At 67.0% G+C, this 20,165-nt stretch carries 20 protein-coding genes and 1 riboswitch; of the genes, 4 read left to right on the top strand and 16 right to left on the bottom strand.

All coding sequences use genetic code 11. The features are described 5' to 3' along the window. Positions 1–41: 41 nt before the first annotated feature. From HT051_RS12465 to cbiE, 6 genes are all read right to left on the bottom strand, one after another. On the bottom strand, positions 42–1,463 hold the full coding sequence (locus HT051_RS12465; RefSeq protein WP_174542335.1) for a mannose-1-phosphate guanylyltransferase/mannose-6-phosphate isomerase: 1,422 nt from the start codon (positions 1,461–1,463) through the stop codon (positions 42–44). 184 nt (positions 1,464–1,647) lie between these two features. Beyond that, the gene (locus HT051_RS12460; RefSeq protein ID WP_174542334.1) at positions 1,648–2,979 is read right to left on the bottom strand and encodes a cobyrinate a,c-diamide synthase; all 1,332 of its coding nucleotides are present in this window, start codon (positions 2,977–2,979) and stop codon (positions 1,648–1,650) included. Next, complete coding sequence (cobA, locus tag HT051_RS12455) at positions 2,976–3,773, bottom strand: uroporphyrinogen-III C-methyltransferase (RefSeq protein WP_174542333.1); 798 nt, start codon at positions 3,771–3,773, stop codon at positions 2,976–2,978. Before cobA ends, HT051_RS12460 begins: the two co-directional genes overlap by 4 nt. Positions 3,774–3,824: 51 nt before the next feature. After that, positions 3,825–4,589, bottom strand: a complete 765-nt coding sequence (gene cobM / locus HT051_RS12450) for a precorrin-4 C(11)-methyltransferase (protein ID WP_174542332.1) — start codon at positions 4,587–4,589, stop codon at positions 3,825–3,827. Continuing rightward, entirely contained in the window at positions 4,586–4,903 is a 318-nt protein-coding gene (locus HT051_RS12445) for a cobalamin biosynthesis protein (RefSeq protein ID WP_246810081.1), read from the bottom strand. Before HT051_RS12445 ends, cobM begins: the two co-directional genes overlap by 4 nt. Before the next feature lie 62 nt (positions 4,904–4,965). Next, positions 4,966–6,213: a precorrin-6y C5,15-methyltransferase (decarboxylating) subunit CbiE gene (gene cbiE, locus HT051_RS12440; protein WP_246810080.1), complete on the bottom strand. Its 1,248-nt coding sequence runs from the start codon at positions 6,211–6,213 to the stop codon at positions 4,966–4,968. On the opposite strand from cbiE, the gene HT051_RS12435 reads away from it, so the two are divergent. Next, positions 6,212–6,985, top strand: a complete 774-nt coding sequence (locus tag HT051_RS12435) for a cobalt-precorrin-6A reductase (RefSeq protein WP_174542330.1) — start codon at positions 6,212–6,214, stop codon at positions 6,983–6,985. The two genes, cbiE and HT051_RS12435, sit on opposite strands and share 2 nt — an antisense overlap. Here the strand turns inward: HT051_RS12435 and cobJ are convergent. Genes cobJ through HT051_RS12390 form a run of 9 tightly spaced genes read right to left on the bottom strand, consistent with a single transcriptional unit; the run spans position 6,952 to position 16,265 of the window. After that, positions 6,952–7,716: a precorrin-3B C(17)-methyltransferase gene (cobJ, locus tag HT051_RS12430; protein ID WP_174542329.1), complete on the bottom strand. Its 765-nt coding sequence runs from the start codon at positions 7,714–7,716 to the stop codon at positions 6,952–6,954. The genes HT051_RS12435 and cobJ overlap by 34 nt on opposite strands. Further along, complete coding sequence (locus HT051_RS12425) at positions 7,713–8,471, bottom strand: precorrin-2 C(20)-methyltransferase (protein WP_174542328.1); 759 nt, start codon at positions 8,469–8,471, stop codon at positions 7,713–7,715. Before HT051_RS12425 ends, cobJ begins: the two co-directional genes overlap by 4 nt. Beyond that, positions 8,468–9,100 (bottom strand): precorrin-8X methylmutase, encoded by a 633-nt coding sequence (locus HT051_RS12420; RefSeq protein WP_174542327.1) that lies wholly within the window; start codon positions 9,098–9,100, stop codon positions 8,468–8,470. Before HT051_RS12420 ends, HT051_RS12425 begins: the two co-directional genes overlap by 4 nt. Before the next feature lie 11 nt (positions 9,101–9,111). Then, complete coding sequence (gene cobG, locus HT051_RS12415) at positions 9,112–10,389, bottom strand: precorrin-3B synthase (RefSeq protein WP_174542326.1); 1,278 nt, start codon at positions 10,387–10,389, stop codon at positions 9,112–9,114. Further along, positions 10,386–13,835: a cobaltochelatase subunit CobN gene (gene cobN / locus HT051_RS12410; RefSeq protein WP_174542325.1), complete on the bottom strand. Its 3,450-nt coding sequence runs from the start codon at positions 13,833–13,835 to the stop codon at positions 10,386–10,388. Before cobN ends, cobG begins: the two co-directional genes overlap by 4 nt. A 10-nt stretch (positions 13,836–13,845) precedes the next feature. Then, complete coding sequence (gene cobW, locus HT051_RS12405) at positions 13,846–14,883, bottom strand: cobalamin biosynthesis protein CobW (RefSeq protein WP_174542324.1); 1,038 nt, start codon at positions 14,881–14,883, stop codon at positions 13,846–13,848. Continuing rightward, complete coding sequence (locus HT051_RS12400) at positions 14,880–15,305, bottom strand: DUF1636 domain-containing protein (protein WP_246810079.1); 426 nt, start codon at positions 15,303–15,305, stop codon at positions 14,880–14,882. The genes cobW and HT051_RS12400 overlap by 4 nt, the downstream gene beginning before the upstream one ends. Beyond that, a complete protein-coding gene (locus HT051_RS12395) occupies positions 15,305–16,069 on the bottom strand; it encodes a CbtA family protein (RefSeq protein ID WP_174542323.1) in 765 nt (254 codons plus the stop codon). The genes HT051_RS12400 and HT051_RS12395 overlap by 1 nt, the downstream gene beginning before the upstream one ends. 10 nt (positions 16,070–16,079) lie before the next feature. Then, complete coding sequence (locus HT051_RS12390) at positions 16,080–16,265, bottom strand: CbtB domain-containing protein (RefSeq protein ID WP_174542322.1); 186 nt, start codon at positions 16,263–16,265, stop codon at positions 16,080–16,082. A 30-nt stretch (positions 16,266–16,295) separates the two neighbouring features. Then, positions 16,296–16,491: riboswitch (cobalamin riboswitch) on the bottom strand. Positions 16,492–16,527: 36 nt separating this feature from the next. Here HT051_RS12390 and cobU point away from each other — a divergent pair. From cobU to HT051_RS12375, 3 genes are read left to right on the top strand one after another with little or no spacing between them, the layout of a single operon-like run. After that, positions 16,528–17,067 carry a bifunctional adenosylcobinamide kinase/adenosylcobinamide-phosphate guanylyltransferase gene (cobU, locus tag HT051_RS12385; RefSeq protein ID WP_174542321.1) on the top strand — a complete coding sequence of 180 codons (540 nt, stop codon included), beginning with the start codon at positions 16,528–16,530 and terminating at the stop codon, positions 17,065–17,067. 12 nt (positions 17,068–17,079) lie between these two features. Beyond that, a complete protein-coding gene (gene cobO, locus HT051_RS12380) occupies positions 17,080–17,703 on the top strand; it encodes a cob(I)yrinic acid a,c-diamide adenosyltransferase (RefSeq protein ID WP_174542320.1) in 624 nt (207 codons plus the stop codon). Continuing rightward, positions 17,703–19,190, top strand: coding sequence for a cobyric acid synthase (locus HT051_RS12375; protein WP_174542319.1), 1,488 nt, complete (start codon positions 17,703–17,705; stop codon positions 19,188–19,190). The genes cobO and HT051_RS12375 overlap by 1 nt, the downstream gene beginning before the upstream one ends. On the opposite strand, the gene cbiB is transcribed toward HT051_RS12375, so the two are convergent. Then, positions 19,173–20,156 carry an adenosylcobinamide-phosphate synthase CbiB gene (gene cbiB, locus HT051_RS12370; protein WP_174542318.1) on the bottom strand — a complete coding sequence of 328 codons (984 nt, stop codon included), beginning with the start codon at positions 20,154–20,156 and terminating at the stop codon, positions 19,173–19,175. The genes HT051_RS12375 and cbiB overlap by 18 nt on opposite strands. Positions 20,157–20,165 lie beyond the last annotated feature (9 nt).

Below are 20,165 nucleotides of genomic sequence, written 5' to 3'. Positions count from 1 at the left end.
CAGCGGGCTCCAAGGGAGCGATATATTTGAAGGCCGGTCCGTCAATCAGCCGTGCTGCGCCCATAAATATCGTCGAAGCGTTCGATATCGTCCTCGCCGAGATACGAGCCCGACTGCACTTCGATCAAGTAGGTCGGTATTTTGCCCGGATTGGCCAGGCGGTGACGCTCTCCGATCGGGATATATGTGGATTGATTCTCGCTGAGAAGTAAGCGCTCTTCTCCCTTCGTCACCTCGGCGGTGCCGCTTACCACCACCCAATGCTCCGACCGGTGATAGTGGCTCTGCAGCGAAAGCTGCGCCCCCGGCTTCACCATGATGCATTTGACTTGAAACCGGTCGCCGAGGCTGAGGCCTTCATACCAGCCCCACGGCCGGTGCACCCGCGCATGGAAGGTCGCCTCGCGCTTGTCGTTGACCTTGAGTTGCTCGACGAGCTCCTTCACCTCCTCGGCCCGGTCCTTGCTGGTCACCAGCACCGCATCGTCGGTGCTGACCACGAAGACGTCGCTCAGGCCGACCAGTGCCACCAGCGGCCCGTCGCTATAGACCAGGCTGTCATGGGTGTTTCGAAGCACCGCCTGGCTGCTGCCCAGGACGACATTGTCGTCGGCATCCTTTTCATGCGCTTCCCACATGCCGCGCCAGGACCCGATATCGCTCCAGGCCGTATCCAGCGGTACGCATTTCACCGACTCCGCCTTCTCCAAAATGGCGTAGTCGAGCGAGATATTCTCGACCTCCGAATAGGCGAGGGGGTCGAGCCGCACGAAGTCCAGATCGAGAATCGCGCGATTGAGCGCCGTGCGGCAATTGTTCAAAATCTCCGGTTTATGGGTCTCGAGCGCCGTCAGCAGGGTTTCGGCGGTGAACAGGAAGATGCCGGCATTCCAGAGGTAATTGCCCTGTTCGAGAAACTCTTGCGCCACCTCCTCGCTCGGCTTCTCGGTGAAGCGGCGGACCGTTGCGATCCCTTCGCCGCTCTCCACCTCCATATAGCCATAGCCGGTATGGGGCCGGTCGGGGACAACCCCGAAGGTGACGATGGATCCGGCCTTCGCTGCGTCGATGCCGGACGCAACGGCTTTCACGAAGGCCGCGCGATCGGGAATGAAATGATCGGAAGGCAGCAACAGGCAGAGCTGATCGACCTGCTTTCGCCCGGCAGTGAGAGCCGCGATCGCCGCGGCCGGCGCCGTATTGCGCCCCATCGGCTCCAGAATGATTGTCGCATCCTCGAGCCCGCTCTGCTGTAGCTGCTCGGCGACCAGAAACCGGTGCTGATTGCTACTGAGGATCGTCGGATCTTCAAATATCGGATCGCCGGTCTTTTCGCAGGTCTGCTGAAATAAGCTTCCCTCGCCGATCAGATTCAGAAACTGCTTGGGATAGGCAGCGCGCGATAATGGCCACAGCCGCGTTCCCGAACCCCCCGACAAGATGAAGGGCCTAATCTTCGTCATGCTACGCATCTCCCCCAGTAAGCGTGTAGCGACTCGTTAATATAGTCACCATTCGGCGGCAGGCGAAAGCCGCACATGCAGGGGGCGACACCAAGTATCAAAACCGCCAATTTTCCCGACTCTGATGTCGGGCGCTTATCTTCCGATATCGGGGCGCACAAAAAGTTACTGGAAAATACTCAGACTAAGTATCGGTCGGCGCGCGGTCGATCAGGTGGAAGAAGGCGCCGGTCACAGTGCCGCGCCTTGCACCGGTATCCGCCACCGGCTTGCCCGCCGCGTCGAAAATCACCGCGAACGGCGCGTCCGGATTTGCCAGCACGCTGGCGTAGTGGAATTCGTGCCCGTAAAGCTCTGCGCTCCTACCGGCCTCGCCGAGCGGCCGGGCGCGGCGATAGCCCAGATGCAGCTTGCGCTTAGCGAAGGAGGTCTCGAGCCCGAGCAGGCCGAGCATCTCGTGGCGGCTCCCTTGCGCATCCTCCAGCCCCGCGCCCAGCACCATATAGCCACCGCACTCGCCATGGATCGGCACACCGCGGGACGCCGCCGCCTGCATGCCGCGCTTGAAATTCGCTGCCGCGGCGAGCGTGTCGCCATTGAGCTCCGGATAGCCGCCCGGCAGCCAGACCGCATCGCTCGTTGCGTCCGGCGCCTCGTCCGCCAGCGGCGAGAAGGGCAGGATCTCCGCCCCCGCCGCATGCCAGCCGGAGAGGAGATGCGGATAGAGGAAGGTGAAGGCCCGGTCCTGCGCCAGCGCGATGCGCTGCCCCGGCGGCGGCACAAAACCCAGCGTATCGGAGAGAAGCCCGCCGGAAAGCCGCAAAGGACGCGCGGCCGCCATCACGTCATCCAGCGAGACCGCCTCGGAGATGGTATCGGCAATCTCCGTCAGCCTCGCATCGAGATCGGCCGTCTCCTCCGCCTGCACCAGGCCGAGATGCCGTTCCGGCAAGCTCAGCGCCGCGCCCCTGGGGATCGCCCCCAGCACCGGGAGACCGATTTTCTCAAGCGGTGCCCGCACCATGGCCTCATGCCGCGCACCCGCCACGTTGTTCAGAATAACGCCCGTGATTCCAATGTCTTGCCGGTAGAGCTTGCAGCCGAACGCAACCGCCGCTGCGGTCTCCGCCTGGGCGCCGATATCCAGAACCAGGATCACCGGCCAGCCGGTCAGCGCGGCAAGATCCGCCGTCGAGCCATTGCCGCATTGGCCTTTGTGACCGGCCCCGTCGAACAGGCCCATCACCCCTTCGACCAGACAGAGCGCGGCATCCGCGCCGGCGCTTCCCGCCAGATGTCCGATCAGCTCTGGGCGCATCGCCCAGCTATCCAAATTGATCGCCGGGCGTCCTGCGGCGGCGCTCAGAAACGCAGGGTCGATATAGTCGGGGCCGCATTTGAACGGCTGCACCGCGACGCCTCGGCGGGTGAGAGCACGGGTCAGCCCCAAGCTCACCGTGGTCTTGCCCGAGCCGGAGCGGGGCGCGGCGATGATCAGCCCGGGCCGGGAAGTCATGATCCGTCCCTGAGCAAGGCTTCGCGCAGCGCCGGACCGAGGGCGGCAATGCGGCCGATGATGACGATCGCGGGAGCGTCCAGTGCCGCCGCCTTGGCGTCCGCCGCCGCGGTGGCGAGCCGGGTCTCCAGCAAACGCTCATCGGAAAATGTCGCATGCGCGATCAGCGTCACCGGCAGATCGGGATCGGCGCCGGCCTGCAGGAAGGCGTCCGCGATCTCGCCGAGCCGCGACATTGCCATATAGAGGATCACCGGCTGGCCGGTCCGCGCGATCGCGCTCCAGTCCTCCGCCGATTGCCCCTCGGCGGCGCGATAGCCGGTCGCCAGGATCACCGCGTGATTGGTCTCCCGCGTGGTGGCCGGAATGCCGGCCAGTGCCGCCGCGGTGAGCCCGGACGTCAGCCCCGGCACGATACGGAAGGGAATGCCGGCGTTTGCCAGGGCGCTCGCCTCCTCGCCGCCGCGCCCGAACACGAAAGGATCGCCACCTTTCAGCCGCAGCACTTTCCGCCCCTCTTGGGCCAGGGCGATCAGCTTCTCGGTGATCTCCGCCTGCTGCGGGGAGGGGCGTCCGCCGCGCTTTCCCGCCGGCAGGATCTGCGCATCGGGCGCCGCCAGCGACAGCAGCCGCGAATCGATCAGCGCATCGTGCACGATGGTGTCGGCTGTCTTCAGCGCGTGCAGCGCCATCAAGGTGAGCAGGCGCGGATCGCCCGGCCCGGCGCCCACCAGCCACACCTCGCCGGCTGCGAAGTCCGGAAAATCCGGGAAATCCGAAGGAAGCTGATCCATGCCGCTAAGCCGCTCGCCTCGTTTGCGCTGAAAGGGGGGCCGTCATCGCGCTCATCCCGGCCTCCCGCGATAGCGCCGCTGATAGCCCGCATCGTAGAGCGCGCTCTCCCGGAAGCCTTCCGCCGCCAGCGCCGGGCCGACCAGGATCAGCGCGGTGCGGTCGATCTCCGGCTCTGCCCCAACCTTCTCGGCGAGCATGACAAGCGGCGCCCGGATGATGCGCTCTTCCGGCCAGCTCGCCCGGTAGACCACCGCGCTCGGGCACTCCGCCCCGTAATGGGGGATCAGTTCGGCGAGCACCGCATCCAGCGCCTGAATGGAAAGATGGATGGCGAGCGTCGCGCCCGTCGCCGCATAAGCCGAAAGTTGCTCCTTCGGCGGCATAGAGGAGGCGCGGCCCGGTGTCCGGGTCAGCACCACGGTCTGCGCCACTTCCGGCAAGGTCAGCTCCGCTCCCATGGCGGCGGCAGCGGCGGCGAAGGCCGGCACGCCCGGCGTCACCGTATAGGGAATGCCGAGCCCGTCCAGCCGGCGGAGCTGCTCGCCGAGCGCGCTCCAGATCGACAGATCGCCGGAATGGAGCCGCGCCACATCCTCGCCCGCCGCCGTGGCGCGTTCGAACTCGGCGACGATCTCGTCCAGCGACATCGGCGCGGTATTCACGATGCGCGCGCCGGTCGGGCAGTGCTCTAGCAGCGCTTGCGGAACTAGCGAACCGGCATAGAGGCAGACCGGGCAGCGGGCGATCAGATCGCGGCCGCGCAAGGTGATCAGGTCGGCAGCGCCGGGCCCAGCGCCGATGAAATGCACCGTCATGCGCTGCCTCCGCTGGCGATCGCGCAAGTTGCGCCTTTCGTCGAAAGCCGCGGTGCCAAGAGCCGCGCATCCTTACCCGCCGCAGCCAGCGCCGCCGTTTCGGCGACCGACGGTACGCCCTTCAGCGCCATCACGCGCGAGGAGACGCTGAGCGCCTTATCGGCCACCGCCTGCATCTCCGCCTCCGTGACCGCCATCAGCGGAAGGCGTAAAGATTCCGCAAGCTTAACAAGCCCCGGCTCGCGGCTTTTCTCGGCGGCCGTCGCCAGCGCATCGAGCCCATCGCGCTCCAATCCGCACTCTTTCAACGTCATGATAAGCGCCGCCTCGATCGCCTCGATAGGCGCATCCTTCCGACAGCCGATCCCCGCGACCATCATGGCTTCTCGATACGAAAATGGGTGATGGGCATGGCCGGGCGCCAGCCTTGCATCGAACCGACCGGCTCGGCCCGGGCGATCTCCATCCGGGTCAGCGCGCCGCCGAGCCGCTGATAGGCGGCGGCCAAAATCTGCTCGCCTTCCAGGGTCACCGCATTGGCGACAAGCCGCCCGCCCGGCTTCAGCGCGTTCCATGCCGTCTCCAGCGCGCCGTCGCTCAAGCCGCCGCCGATGAACACCGCATCCGGCGCCGGCAGACCGGCGAGTGCCTCCGGCGCGCGGCCTTCGAGAATGTTGAGATCCGGCACGCCCAGCGCCGCCGCATTGCGCGCCGCCCGGGCCGCCCGCTCGGCTTGCTCCTCGATGCCGATGGCCCGCATGGAGGGGGCGCGCAGCATCCACTCGATCGCGACCGAGCCCGCACCGAGCCCGATATCCCACAGCAGCTCGCCTTGGCGCGGGGCGAGGGAGGAGAGCACAACGGCGCGGATTTCCCGCTTGGTGAGCTGGCCGTCATTCTCGAACCAGGCATCGTCGAGTCCCCCTGCGAGGCTGAGGATTTGTGCGCCCGGCTCGGCGGCGATCTCCAGCGCAATCGTGTTGAGAGGATCGATCTCGGCGAGATCGAAATCGCGCGCGAGTACGCTGCGAACTCGTTCGGCCGACCCGCCAAGCCGCTCCAGCACCGTGATGCGGCTTGCCCCCAGCTTTCGCATCGTCAAAAGCGCGGCGAGCTTCTCCGGCGTGGTCTCGTCCCAGGACAGCGCCAGAATGCGCGCGCCCGGCTGCAGCAAGGGAATGATCCGCTCCAGCGGCCGGCCATGCAGCGAGACTGTGGTCGCATCCTGCTGTGCCCATCCGAACCGCGACGCCGCCAGCGAAAAGGCCGAAGGCTGCGGCAGGCACAGCATCTCATCCGCATCGACCAGCGCCGCAAGCTGCTTGCCGATGCCGTAATAAAACGGATCGCCCGAAGCCAGCACCACCACCGTCTCGCCGCGGCGGGCCAGGATCTGCGGATAGGCCTCGTCGATCGGGCTTGGCCAGGCAAGCTGTTCGCCGCCGATCAGCGATGCCGCCAGTTCGAGATGTCGCCGGCCGCCGACCACCAGCGCCGCCTCGCCGATCAGCGTGCGGGCGATGGGGGAGAGCCCGGCGACCCCGTCCTCGCCGATGCCGACGACAGACAGCCACCGCTTGGGTATGCTCCCGGTCTCGAATGCAGGCATTTCAGAGACGGCCATGCGGATCCTCATACTCGGCGGCACCACGGAAAGCGCCCGGCTGGCGCAGCGCCTCGCCGGCGATACGCGCTTTGCGCCGACCCTCTCCTTGGCGGGCCGCACCGCGGCGCCGGCCGCACCGCCCATAGCTTACCGCATCGGCGGCTTTGGCGGCATGGGGGCTCTGCGGCAATGGTTGAGAGACGAGGGGATCGAGGCGGTGATCGATGCCACCCATCCCTTCGCCGCGCAGATCTCGAAAAATGCGGTTGCTGCGGCAAAGGCCGAAAGCGTTCCGCTGCTCAGTTTGCTGCGCCCGGCCTGGGCGCCGCAACAGGGCGACCGCTGGATCGAGGTGGCGGATATGGATGCGGCGGCGGCAGCTCTGGGTGAAGCCCCGCGCCGTGTGTTCCTCACCATCGGTCGTCAGGAGGTCGCCGCTTTCGAAGCCGCGCCCCAGCATCGTTACCTGATCCGCTCCATCGAAGCGCCGCAGCCGGAAGACCTGCCGCCCAACGCAGAGCTGCTTCTGGCGCGCGGCCCGTTCGACGAGGCGGCCGAGACGGCACTGCTGCGGGAGCGCAGCATCGACATCCTGGTTTCGAAGAATTCCGGCGGGGCGGCCACCGCGCCGAAGCTCGCCGCCGCGCGCAGCCTCAATCTTCCCGTGGTCATGGTGCAGCGACCCGAAAAGCCGGCCGGCGTCCACAGCGTCGCCGACGCCGAGGCGGCGCTCGCATGGCTGGAGGCGCTGCGCGCTCACCGCGCTTCTCCTTCGGAACGGGCGGTATAGACCAAAGGCCGGCGCCCCTCGCGTGGGATCAGCCGCGTTCCCTTCGAGCCGATAATCACCAGGGTCCGCATATCGGCGAGCCCGGCATCGGCCTCTCCCAGCGTCGTCACCGTCAGCGTGGCGTCTTTCGAGCCGGCCGCGCGCGCGAACAGAACCGGCGTTTCCGGCGGTTTCTCTTGGCGCAAAAGATCGAAGGCCTCGCCCAACTGATGCGGCCGCGCCTTGGAGGCGGGGTTATACAGCGCGATGACGAAATCGCCCGCCGCCGCCGCCGTCAAACGCTTCGCGATGGTCTCCCAGGATTTCAGATTGTCGGAGAGCGAGAGGACGCAGAAATCGCCCCCCAAAGGTGCGCCGGCTTCCGCCGCCGCCGCCAGCATGGCGCTCACCCCCGGCAGCACGGTGATATCGAGATCGCGCCAGGAAGGATCGCCGGTCTCGACCGCTTCGAACACAGCCGCCGCCATGGCGAAGACGCCGGGATCGCCGCCGGAGACCACGGCCACATGCCGGCCTTCCGCGGCAAGGGTCAAGGCGTGGCGCGCCCGGTCCAGCTCGTACCGGTTGTCGGAGCCGTGGCGATGCTGTTCGGTGCCGAAATCCGGCACCCGCGCCAGATAAGTGTCGTATCCGATCAGGTCCGTCGCGGCGCGCAAGGCCTCCGTCACCGCCGGCGTGGTGAGATCGGCATCGCCCGGCCCGAGCCCCACAATGGTCAGCCGCCCGCTCATAGCCGCCGCCCTTTGCCGGGGATCAGCACCATGGCGAAATAGGGTCCCGCCTCTTCGGGACAATCGGCCAAGGGCAGAATGCGCTCCGCCTCCATGGTGCCGCGTTCCACATAGATAGCGCGGGCGGTGAGCCCGGCCGCCTCCACCGCGCGGCGCACCTTGGGCAAATTCTTGCCCACCTTCATGATCACCGCCGCATCGACGAGGGAGAGGCGCTCCGCCAGAGCCGCCTCGGAGAGCGTTCCCGGCAGCACGGCGAGCACGTCGTCGCCCCAGGTGATCGGGATATTGGCGCGGGTCCAGCAGCCCGACATGCCGGTAACCCCCGGCACTACCTCGATGGGGAAGTCGCCCTCGAGCCGCCGCCAGATATGCATGAAGGAGGAATAGAAGAACGGATCGCCCTCGGCGAGGAGGCCCACCGATTTTCCGTCCCGAAGCGCCGCCCCAAGCTGCGTCGCCATATCCTCGTAGAACGCGCCGATGGAAGAGACGTAATCGGGATCGGAGACCGGAATCTCGTCGGTGAAGGGATATTCGAATTTCAGCTCGGTGCGGCCGTCGGCGATGAGAGGTGCCACGATTTTGCGGGCATTGCCGGTGCGCCCGCGCTTTGCGAAATAGGCGAGGATGTCGACGCTGCCGATCAGCCCCGCCGCGCGAAGCGTGAGATAGCGTGCGTTTCCCGGCCCGACACCGATACCGTACAGCGTGCCGCTCTCCGCTTCCCCGGCAATGCGCTCCAGCGGGCTCATTCTGCTTCGCTCGCCAGCGCGTTCACCGCCGCCGCCGCGATGGCGCTTCCGCCCTTGCGTCCGCGAACGATCAGGTAGGGCACGCCGGCATAAGCGGCCAGCGCCTCCTTGGATTCGGCGGCGCCGACGAAGCCAACCGGCACGCCGATGATGGCCGCCGGCTTTGGCGCCCCGTCTTCCAGCATTTCCAAAAGGCGGAACAGGGCGGTTGGCGCATTGCCGATGGCCACCGCAGCACCTTCAAGATGCGGCCGCCACAGCTCCAGCGCCGCGGCGGAGCGGGTGGTCCCCATTTCCTCGGCCAGCCTCGGCACGTCGGGATCGCTCAACGTGCAGATCACCTGATTGCCGGACGGCAGCCGCGCTCGGGTGACGCCATGGGCCACCATCTGCGCATCGCAAAGGATCGGCGCGCCAGCGAGCAGCGCCCCGCGCGCCGCATCGGCGAAGCCGTCGGACATCACGATATCCTGCACGATCTCCACCATGCCGGTGGCGTGGATGATGCGCACCGCCACCTTCTCGGCCTGGCCGGAGAAGCGGGAGAGATCCGCCTCGGACCGGATGATGGCGAAGGAATTGCGATAAATCTCCGCGCCGTCGCGGATATAGGAAGAAGAGTCAGACATGGCCCGCCGTCCTAGACGGTTTCGCGGGAGGCCGGCAAGCGCGAAACGTCGCGTGCCGCCAGCCGGCGCTCCGGCCGGTCGCCCGCCGTGCCGTCATGCACCACGTCGAATCCGCCATCCTCGCCGATCAGCACCAAATCGGCCTTGGCCGACCGCGCGCAGCCTTTGGCGCAGCCGGAGATATGGCAGCTGCGGTAGCCGAGCTGCGCCAGCCGGGGAGCGATGGCCCGCGCCGCCGCCCGGGTATCGCATCTCGCCGAGGCGCAGCCGGGCGCACCCGGACAGGCGTCGATGGCGAGCAGCGGATCGTCGGCATCGAGAATGAAGCCGGTTTCAGAAGCGCGCTGCCTCAGGGCTTCGGCGGTGTCCGCATTCTCGACCGCCCCATAGAGCGCGCGCCAGGGCGAGAGCCGGAATTCCGAAATGCCGAGCATGGCCGTCGGATCGGTCAGCGTCAGAAGGGCAGGGGCCTCGATGCGTCCGAAGGCGCTAGCGAGCCCGAACCCGACGATGCGGTCGTCCGAATAAATGGGGCCGAGCATGGGCGGGCGGCTCTCTTCGCCGGGCGCCGATGCCATCGGCTCCAGCACGGTTGTCAGCGCTTGTCGCAAGCTTCCATAGGCGGCGCCGGTCAAATCGCGCATCCGGGCACGCGCGTTCGGGCGATGGTCGAGGAACAAAGACGCGGCGCGGACCGCAAGAGCGGCGCCGTCCTCGATCGCCACCGCGCCGAGCCAATCGATGCTGGAATCGATGTCGTCTTGCCGGTCGAGACCGATGGCGAGCCGGGTGCCGTCGATGGCGGTCAGCCGGATATCGGCGCGCTCGGCGGCAAGCGGCAATAGACCGCCGCCGTCGATGAGAAAGCCGAACTTGCCGGCAAGCTGCCACAGGGCAGGATTGGCGGCCAGGCGCTGTTCGATACCGTCGGCGACGGCACGAAGATCGGCCCGCTCGCAAGGGTCGATCCCGGCCAGCGGGTTGAGCATGACATTGCGCACCGATTCCGCCTCTGCCGTCTCGTCCAGCAGCCCGACATCGGCCAGCACATGCCACAGATCGGGCAGCACATCCTCGCCGATGCCCCGCAATTGCAGATTGGCGCGGCGCGTCAGGTCGATCAGACCGTTTCCGTAAGCCATTGAAATTTTGGCGATAAGATGCAGGTCGGCGGCGCTGAACGCACCGCTATAGGGGCGCAAGCGCACGATCAGCCCATCGCCGCTTTGCATCGGCCGCAAGGCGCCGGGGCACCAGCCGCGGATCTGGTGTTCGAGGGTGAGGCTCATTCTGCGGCCCTCCCAAAATTGGCGCCGCCGAGCTGTAGGCGCGCTTGCGCCAGCTCGCCATGCACCGCGTTGCGCTTCGGCGTCCAAAGCCCGCGCGCGAGGAGATCGTCGAGCCGCGCCGTCATCGCATGCAAGGCGTCCGGATTGGCCGCTCGAATCGCTGCGCAAACCGCCTCGTCCGCGATCAGCGCCTCATGCACCGCATCGAACAGATGGCCAGGGACGGCCTCCGTACCGGCGGCGAAGGCATAGAGCGCGTCCACCGCTTGCGCCATCTCCGCGACGCCGCGATGGCCGTGTTCCAGCATGCCGGCGATCCAGCGCGGATTGGTCAGCCGCCCGCGCACTATACGGGTGATCTCCTCGTTCAGCGTGCGGGTGACCGGCGTCTCCGGCTTGGACGTGTCGAGGTGATAAAGGGCAGGGGACTTCTCGCTCAACGAGGCGGCCGCCGCGGCGAACCCGCCGACGAAATCGGCGATCCCGTCGCCATCGAGAAGATCGCGCTCCCGGTCGTCCTGCGGATGCACCAGAGCGTCCGCCTCGGCGATGCGTGCCTCGAAGGCATCGCGCGCAGCAACCCCCTCATGCTGAGGCCCGTAAGCATAAGAGCCGGCCCGGAGATAGGCCTCGGCGAGATCGCCGCGCGCCTCCCAAACCCCGTCCAGGGCCAGATCGGTCATCCCGGCGCCATAGCTGCCCGGCGCGCCGCCGAAGATGCGCGACAGGCTCTCGCCCCGCTGCCGTGCGGCCGCGAGCGGGTTCCACTCTTCGTCCTCGTCCCGCTCCGTCACCTTCCTCACCGCCATGTCGAACAGGGCGATCTGCGCCGGGAAGATGTCGCGGAACAGGCCGGAGATCCGCAAGGTCACGTCGATGCGCGGCCGCTCCAGCTTGGCGATGGGCAGCACCTCGATGCCGGTTACCCGGTTGGAGCCGCCATCCCAGGTCGGGGTCACCCCGAGATAGGCGAAGGCTTGCGCGAGATCGTCCCCGCCGGTGCGCAAGCTCGCCGAGGCCCAAAGGTCCAGCATCAGCGCCCGGGGGTAGTCGCCGTGATCCTGCAAATGCCGCCGCACCACGTCGTCCGCGGCCCGCGCCCCGATCCGTGCGGCGATGCGCGTCGGGATGGAGCGCGGGTCGATGGTGGTGAGGTTCCGCCCCGTCGGCAGCACGTCGAGCCGGCCGCGTGTCGGCGCCCCTGCGGGCCCCGGCGCCACGCGTCGCCCGTCCAGCGCCGCCAACAGGCCGTCGCGTTCCGCGCCTGCGCACTCGCCGAGCAGCGTCTCGATCCACTCCTTGGTCGCCGGCGTGTTGCTTTCGGCAAGGCTGGCAAGCGCCGCGGCGGCAAGGTCCCCGCGCGCATTGCTTTCCGGCGCCTGACCGAACACATGCAGCCGGTCGCGAATGGCAAGATCCTTGATATCGCAGAGCTGGGCGTCGAGCTTGGCGATGGCCTCGCGCGGCGCATCGTCTTTGGTCACGCCGCAATCGGCGGCCATGCCGGTCCGCCAGGCGACCTCTAGAATCTCCGCCTCCAGCAGCGGCACGCGCCGCCGGTCGACGCCTTCGGCCTCGGCATATTCCTCGATCAGCCCTTCCAGCTCGGCCATGGTGCCGTGCAGCCCGGCCTCGCTGAGGGGAGGGGTCAGATGGCCGATGGTCGCCGCCGAGATGCGCCGCTTGGCCTGCACCGCTTCGCCCGGATTGTTGACGATGAAGGGATAGATCACCGGCACCGGCCCGAGCAGGGCCTCCGGGAAGCAGCTCTTGGAAAGCGCCAGCGCCTTGCCCGGCAGCCATTCCAGCGTGCCGTGGGTGCCCAGATGAATCAGCGCATCGATCTTCTCCGCCTCGCGTAGCGCGCTATAGAGCGCCGCATAGGAATGGCGCGGCGGGCAGGTCGGGTCGTGATAGCCCTGGCTGCGGTCGGAGAAAGAGCCGCGGTCCGGCTGCAGCAGCACCAACAAATTGCCTGCGCGGAGGCACGGAAACCGGAACGCTTCGCCGTCGAATTGCGGATCGTCTTCCACCGGCCCCCATGCCTCGGTTATCGCGGCGACATTCTCCGGATGTGCCACAGTCCAAGCGCGATAGGCGGAAAGCGGCACGCGAAGCATGTCTTCGGAAGCGCGGTCGGTCAGACGCGGAATGATCTCCTCCGCCGGCCAATCGGCATCGCCGGTGGCGTAGCCCGCCTCGCGCAACAGCCGCACAATCGAGGCGACGCTTTCCGGCGTATCCAGCCCGCAAGCATAGCCGGTGCGGCCGCCGCGCGCCGGGTAATCGGAGATCATCAGCGCCAGGCGCCGGTCCTCGCGCGGCGTCTCCCGCAGCCGCGCCCAGCTTGCGGCGAGCTTAGCGACATAGGCGATGCGATCCATCGCCGGGCCATGCAGCGTGGCGGAATATTGCAGCGCCGGGTCCGCCTCCCGCTCTTCCTTGAACGAGATGGTCCGGGTAAACAGCCGCCCGTCCAGCTCCGGCAGCACCACATTCATCGCCAGATCGCTGGGCGAGAGACCGCGCAAGGAGTCGTCCCAAGCCTCGAAAGCCGAGCCGGCCATGGCGACCTGCAGCACCGGGCAATCGGCGGCATCCAGCACCGTGGTGTCGTCTTCGCGCCTTGCCGAGAAGGCGGTGGCGTTCAGCACCACGGACGGTTTCGCACGGCCGATCAGGGCTTCGATCTCCGCGCCAGCGTGGCGGTCCTTCAGGCTGGTCACGGCAAGCGCTAGCGGGCTCATGCCTTCGCCAGTGAGCGCGTCCATCAAGGCAATGATCGGCGCGGTGTCGGCGGCCAGCAGGCTCGCCCGGTAGAATACGATCAGCGCAACCGGCCGGCCGGGATCGGCAGGCGTAAGCTCGGCGGCCGCCGCCATGCTCCCGTCGGCGTGCATGCCGATCGCAGGCCCGAGCGGCACGGGCGGCGCCACCTCGGCCTCGCGACCCAGAAGCGTCGCCCCAAGGCGCAAAGCGTTGCCGAAATTCTCTGTCCCGCCCTGCCGGAAATACGCATCGAACGCTGCGACCGCCTCTTCCGGCGCTGTGCAAAGCTTCGCCAGCCGCGGGTCGGGCCTATCGTCACCGGGAAGCGCCACCAGCAAGATGCCGTGCTTGGCGCAGGAAGCGGCGACGGATTCGAAGCCGTAGCGCCAATAATCCAGCCCGCCGATGCTGCGGATAATCACCAACCGGCTGCCGGCGATCACCGTCTCGATATAAAGATCGACTGACATCGGATGGCGCAGCCGTTTCAGGCTGGCGAGCCGCAAGATGGGCAGGTTTTCCCGGTCTTGGTTCCGATCTTGCCCCCAAGCGGCCGCCAGCGCCGAGAGGTCGCTGTCGGAGAAGGACAGCACCACGATATCCGCAGGACTCTGCTCAAGGTCGACGGCGGTCTCGACCTCGTCCAGCGTTGCGGTATCGGTGGCAAGCAGATGCATATCTGAGAGCTTACTCGCCCGCGATGGATCGTGCGATAGCCTCGCGGTCGAGCCCGTGTTGCCCGATGATCACCAGCCGCCCGTGGCGTGCCTCGTCGGGGCGCCAGGGCCGGTCGAATTGCTGTTGGATACGGCCGCCGACCCCCTGCACCAGAAGGCGCATCGGTTTGCCCTTCACGTCCAGAAACCCCTTCACCCGCAGAATGTCGTGGCTGCCGGTGGCCTCCGCGATCCGTGCGATCACCGTCTCGGTCTCCTCCACTTGCGGCAGATCGACGATGAAGGTGTCGAAATCGTCGTGGTCGTGCTCTTCCTCATGGTCGTGATGCGAGGGGCGGGCGTCCAGATCGGCTTCCGCCGCCGCGCCAAGCCCGAGCAGCACGGCGGCATCGATCTGTGCGCCTTCCGTCTCCACCACCTTCACCGCGCGCGGCACCGTCTGCTTGATCTCGGCGGCGACTTTCGCCCGCTGGTCTTCGCTCATCAGATCGGACTTGTTCATGACGATCAGATCGGCGCAAAGCAGCTGATCCTCGTAGACCTCTTCCAGCGGGTTCTCGTGATCGACGGAGCCGTCTTCCTGGCGCTGCGCGGCAAGCGCCTCGGTATCGTCGGCGAAGCGGCCCGCCGCCACGGCCGGCCCGTCCACCACCGCGATCACCCCGTCCACGGTGACGCGCGAGGCGATATCCGGCCAGTTGAATGCCTGCACCAGCGGCTTCGGCAGCGCCAGGCCAGAGGTCTCGATGATGATGTGTTCCGGCGGCTCGGCCATCCCCAGCAGCCCCTCCAGGGCGGGGATGAAATCGTCCGCCACGGTGCAGCAGATGCAGCCATTGGAGAGCTCCACGATGCCGTCCTCGCCGCAGCCTTTGACCCCGCAGCCCTGCAAAATCTCCCGGTCGATGCCGACATCGCCGAACTCGTTGATGATCACCGCGATACGCCGGTCTCCGGCATTCTCCAGCACATGGCGCAGCAGCGTGGTCTTGCCCGCACCGAGGAAGCCGGTGACGATGGTGGCGGGGGTTTTGGCGAGGCTACTCATGAAGGGTCGATCTCCGGTTGCACAAATCCGAGCGGCGGAATGCGGGCGACCACCCCTTTGCGGAAGCACTTGGGGCGCTCCTTCCAGGGGATGATGCCGTTCTCCGACCGCGCATAGGCGAGGACGCCATCGACGATCTCGCTAAGCTGCGCATCGGGGTCGAGATCGCCGAGCACATAGGTCCAGCGCCCCTTGGCGGTCAGCGCCAGTGTCGCGGGGCGGGTGCAGACGGCGAGGCAATCCACGCCGGCCACCCGCACCTTGCTGTCACCGGCGTCCGATAGCTTCTGCTCCAGCGCTTGCAGCAAGCGGCGGCCGACATCGTCGAAATCCGCCTCCTCCTTCAGCACTTTGCGGCAGGCGGTGCAGACATAGACCGTGACGGCCGCGTCTGTCTCCGGTACCGGCATCTTGGGCGCCATCAGGACTGCCCGATGCGTTTCCACCAGAAGCCGACGAAGAAGCCGGTCAGCAGCCACAGCACCGCATGAACCGCGAGCGAGGTGCTGGCGAACTGCGCCGCCAGATGGGCAGGCACGCTGCTTGCCGGATGCTCGGTAAGATGCGGCGCACCCCAGACATGCGGCGCGACCAGGATCGCGACGCCAAGCAGGCGGTACCAGTTGTTGCTGCCGCGCAGGATCAGCCACAAAGCTGCTGCGGTGCAGGTCGCCGTGGCGAACCACCAAGCCTGGCGGCTGGATAACTCTGCCGCCGCCATGCCCGGCACTTCCGGCGAAAGCCCGACGGCTGGTGCAAGCCCGGTCGCGACGAAGCCCGCCGCGGCCCAGGCCATGGCTCGGCTCTCGGTGATGGTGTCGCCGGCGAACAGCATGCCGGCCAGCAAGATCATGGCAAAGCCGATCGCCGTGCCGACCGTGGCGATACTGGTATAGAGGGTGCGGGGCAGGCCGTCCTCGGGCGCCCAGACGTCGCCCGCGCCATGATCCTCGCCGGCATGAACGAAGATCAGCTCTGCTTTCTCGGCGGAGGCGACGGCATAGTGCAGAAGCCCGGATTGCAGCGCGGCCTCGCCGCCATGGTCGTGGGTCTCGTGGCCCCCGCCATTCTCATAAACTTCGGCTTCGATGATGATCGGGGTGGTGGTGACGGTCTGCAATAGCGCGACCAGAACACCGGAAACGAGGCCGGCCAGAAGGCCGACCGCGAGTATACGCATCAGCATGAGGGCTGCCTTAGTGGCAGGGGAAGCTCAGCGCGTGACGGGTATCGTGCGCCGCATTGTGGATGCTGCTCGAATGAGCGAAGCCGGTCGTGAAGACCAGGCCCAATCCGAACACCAGAGCGATGGTCGCGGCGATGATCACCTGCGAGCGCTCGCTGCTAGCGGCTGCTGTGCTGTTGTAGGTCTGAGCGTTCATTTTGCCTCCTTAGCCACCCCTCGTGGCCCGACGAGCTGCAACACCAACGGCAGGTCTCCTGACTCTTGGGTCCTTGCCTTTGGCCACCTTCCCGGTCTCCCAGTGGTGAAATCGCCTCAGGCTCGCCAATTACAGTTGCGGGGGCAGTTGCGGAATTCGCTCCGGAGAGCGGCACCGCATTCCCTTTTAAATCCCCTTGCGGGGAACCGTTCCCATCTTGATAAAGGGTCGCTCCGATGTCCGTCAATCGAATTCACCGCTCATGACCGGCGCTTCCTCGCTCGCTTCCTTGCCCCGTTTGACCCTCGTGCTTGGCGGCGCGCGCTCCGGTAAGAGCCGCCATGCCGAAGCGCTGATCGGCCTTGCGCCGCCGCCCTGGACCTATCTTGCGACGGCGGAAGCCCTGGATGCTGAGATGAAGGCGCGGATCGGCGACCACCAGGCGCGCCGTGGGCAGGACTGGCGCACGCTGGAGGCGCCGCTGGATTTGGCCCGCGCCATCTCCGAGGCGGAGGAGGGCGCCATCCTGATCGATTGCCTGACCCTGTGGCTGAGCAATATCCTGCTTGCGGAACGCGATATCGAGGCGGAGAGCGCACGCCTCGTCGCCGCGCTGGAGAGGGCGCCCGGTCCTATCGTCGCCGTCTCCAACGAGGTCGGCCTCGGCATCGTGCCCGATACGCCGCTCGGCCGGCGTTTCCGCGATGCGCAAGGGCTGCTCAATCAGCGTATCGCCGCCATCGCCGATCAGGTGGTCTTGATGACCGCCGGCATTCCCCTCACCCTGAAATCCCCCGCGTAAAGGAGGCCCGCAATGGCCGAGACCCCCGAAGAAAACGACCAGGAGCGCGAACGCCACAAGACCAAGATGGCCAACCGCAAGGCGGTGCAAGACGCCGAAGTCGCCGGCAAGACCATCGAAAAGGGCCTGCTCATCGTCAACACCGGCAAGGGCAAGGGCAAATCCACCGCCGCGTTCGGCCTGCTGCTGCGGGCGCTGGGGCGCGGCATGAAGGTGGGTGTGGTGCAGTTCGGCAAGGGCGCCTGGGACACCGGCGAGAAAGTTGCCATCGATATGTTCCCCGACCGGGTCACCTGGTATGCGCTGGGCGAAGGCTTCACCTGGGAGACTCAGGACCGCGAGCGCGACGTCGCTGCGGCGGAGAAGGCTTGGGGTAAGGCCAAGGAGCTGATGGCCGATCCCGATCTGGGGCTTTTGGTGCTCGACGAGCTGAACATCTCGCTGCGCTATGGCCATCTGGATGTCGGCGAGGTTGTTGCCGCGCTTTCCGCCCGCCGCCCCGATCTGCACATCGTCGTCACCGGCCGCAATGCCAAGCCGGAGATGATCGAGGCCGCCGATCTGGTCACCGAGATGACCCCGGTGAAGCATCACTTCGATGCAGGCGTGAAAGCCCAGGAGGGCATCGAGTTCTGATGGCGGCGAAAGCCATCATGTTTCAGGGCACCGGCTCCGATGTCGGCAAGTCGCTGCTCGTTGCCGGTTTCGCCCGCGCCTTCACAAAGCGCGGCCTGAAGGTCGCGCCGTTCAAGCCGCAGAACATGTCCAACAATGCTGCGGTGACGGCCGATGGCGGCGAGATCGGCCGGGCGCAGGCCTTGCAGGCCCGCGCCGCCGGACTGCCCCTCAGCGTCCATATGAACCCGGTGCTGCTGAAGCCGCAAAGCGATATCGGCGCGCAAGTCGTGGTGCAGGGCAAGGTCTTGGGCAATGCCAAGGCCGCCGCCTATCAGGGCATGAAGCCCAAGCTGATGGGGGCGGTGCTGGAGAGCTTCGGAAAGCTTGGCGAAGAGGCGGATATCGTTCTGGTGGAAGGGGCCGGCTCCCCGGCGGAAGTCAATCTGCGCGCCGGCGATATCGCCAATATGGGCTTCGCCCGCGCTGCGGACGTGCCCGTGGTGCTGATCGGCGATATCGACCGCGGCGGCGTTATCGCCAGCCTGGTCGGCACCAAGGCGGTGCTGCCGCCGGAAGATGCCGCCATGATCGAAGGCTTCATCGTCAACAAATTTCGCGGCGACCCGGCGCTGTTCACTGATGGCATGGCGCGCATTGCCGAGGCGACCGGCTGGCGGTCCCTCGGTCTCGTGCCCTATTGCCGCGACGCCCAGCGCCTTCCCGAAGAAGACGCCATGGGCGTCAGATCCCGTGCCAAGCCGCTGGCCGAGGGCAAGACGCGCATTGCCGTGCTGGCCTATCCGCGGCTTTCCAATTTCGACGATTTCGATCCGCTGGCCCATGAGCCCGATATCGATCTCGTCTTCCTCAATCCGGGCACGCCGATCCCCGGCGACACCGCGCTGGTCATCCTGCCCGGATCGAAAGCCACCATCGCCGATCTGCAGGCGCTGCGCGAAACTGGCTGGGATATCGACATCCGCGCTCATCTTCGCCGCGGCGGCAAGCTGCTCGGCATTTGCGGCGGCTATCAGATGCTTGGGCGTCGCATCGCCGATCCGGACGGCATCGAGGGGGAGCCTGGCACATCAGAAGGCCTCGGCCTGCTCGATATCGAGACCACCCTTACGGACGAGAAGATCCTGGCCGAGGTCTCCGGCATCTCGCTGCCCGGCGAGGTGCCGTTCCAGGGCTATGAGATGCATGTCGGGCGCACCGATGGCCCCGACTGCGCCCGCGCGGTGCTACGTTTTGCCGATGGCCGTACCGATGGCGCCGCCGATCCCACCGGCGCCATTGCCGGCTGCCATGTGCACGGGCTGTTCGCCGACGATCGCCAGCGCAGCGCCTGGATGGCCTGGTTCGGGGGCGGCGAGGCCGGCACTGCCTACGAGGAGACGGTGGAAGCCGCTCTCGATGCCCTGGCCGCCCATCTGGAAGCCCATGTCGATTGCGATGCGATTTTGCAGATCGCCCGCGCCCCCTCCCTAGAGCACGAAGGGTAGGGCGATCGCCGCCACCAGCGCCGCTTGCAGCAGCGCGGCGACGCGAAACAGGGTGAGCGCCCTGCGGATATCGGCAGCCTCGACGCTGGCGCGCCCGTCGCCCATCCAGTGATCGGGCACCAGCACCCCGTCATACATGCGGGGCCCGGCGATTTTCAGCCCCAGAGCCCCCGCCATCGCCGCTTCCGGCCAGCCGGCATTGGGCGATTTATGCTGCTTGGCATCCCGGAACACCGCCTTGATCGCACCCCGCGCCGAGGCTTTAGGCACCAAGAGCGCTGCACCAGCGAGCATCAGAGCGGAGAGCCGCGAAGCCGGCAGATTGACCAGGTCGTCCAGCCTTGCCGAGGCCCAGCCGAAGGCGGCATGGCGCTCGCTGCGATGCCCCACCATGCTGTCGGCGGTGTTGATGGTCTTATACAGCGCCGCGCCGGGAAGCCCGCCGATCACCATCCAGAAGCCCGGCGCGGTGACCCCGTCGGAGAAATTCTCCGCCAAGCTTTCGATGGCGGCGCGGCCGATGGCATGGGCGTCCAAGCTGTGGGGATCGCGCCCGACAATCTGCGAGACCGCGCCTTGAGCATCCTTCAGCGTGCCGGTCTCCAAGGCGTGTGCCACGGCGGCGACATGATCGTTGAGGCTGCGCTGGGCCAGCAGGCTGCTGGCGAGGAGGCCGAGCAGCAAAAGCGCGGCCCAACTGGGCAGCAGCCAGAGCGCCAGCCCTTGCGCGCCAAGCGTGGCGGCAAGCGCGACGCCGAGGCAAAGCAGCAGCATTGCGACACCGTTCCGCCGCCTGACCGCGGCGCTGCGTCCCTTACCACGTCCCTTGCCGTTCCAGGCCGCGTCGCACCGTGCTATCAGCCTGCCGATCCAGCTGACCGGATGCCCGATGGCGCCAAACAGCCATTGCGGGTAGCCGAGAGCGGCATCGAAGAAGAGGGCGAGAAGCGTGATGAGGGCGTGCATATCCGATCC

The organism is Methyloligella sp. GL2 (assembly GCF_013341275.1).
Taxonomy (GTDB): Bacteria; Pseudomonadota; Alphaproteobacteria; order Rhizobiales; family Methyloligellaceae; genus Methyloligella.
This window is presented reverse-complemented; position numbering and strand designations above follow the sequence as displayed.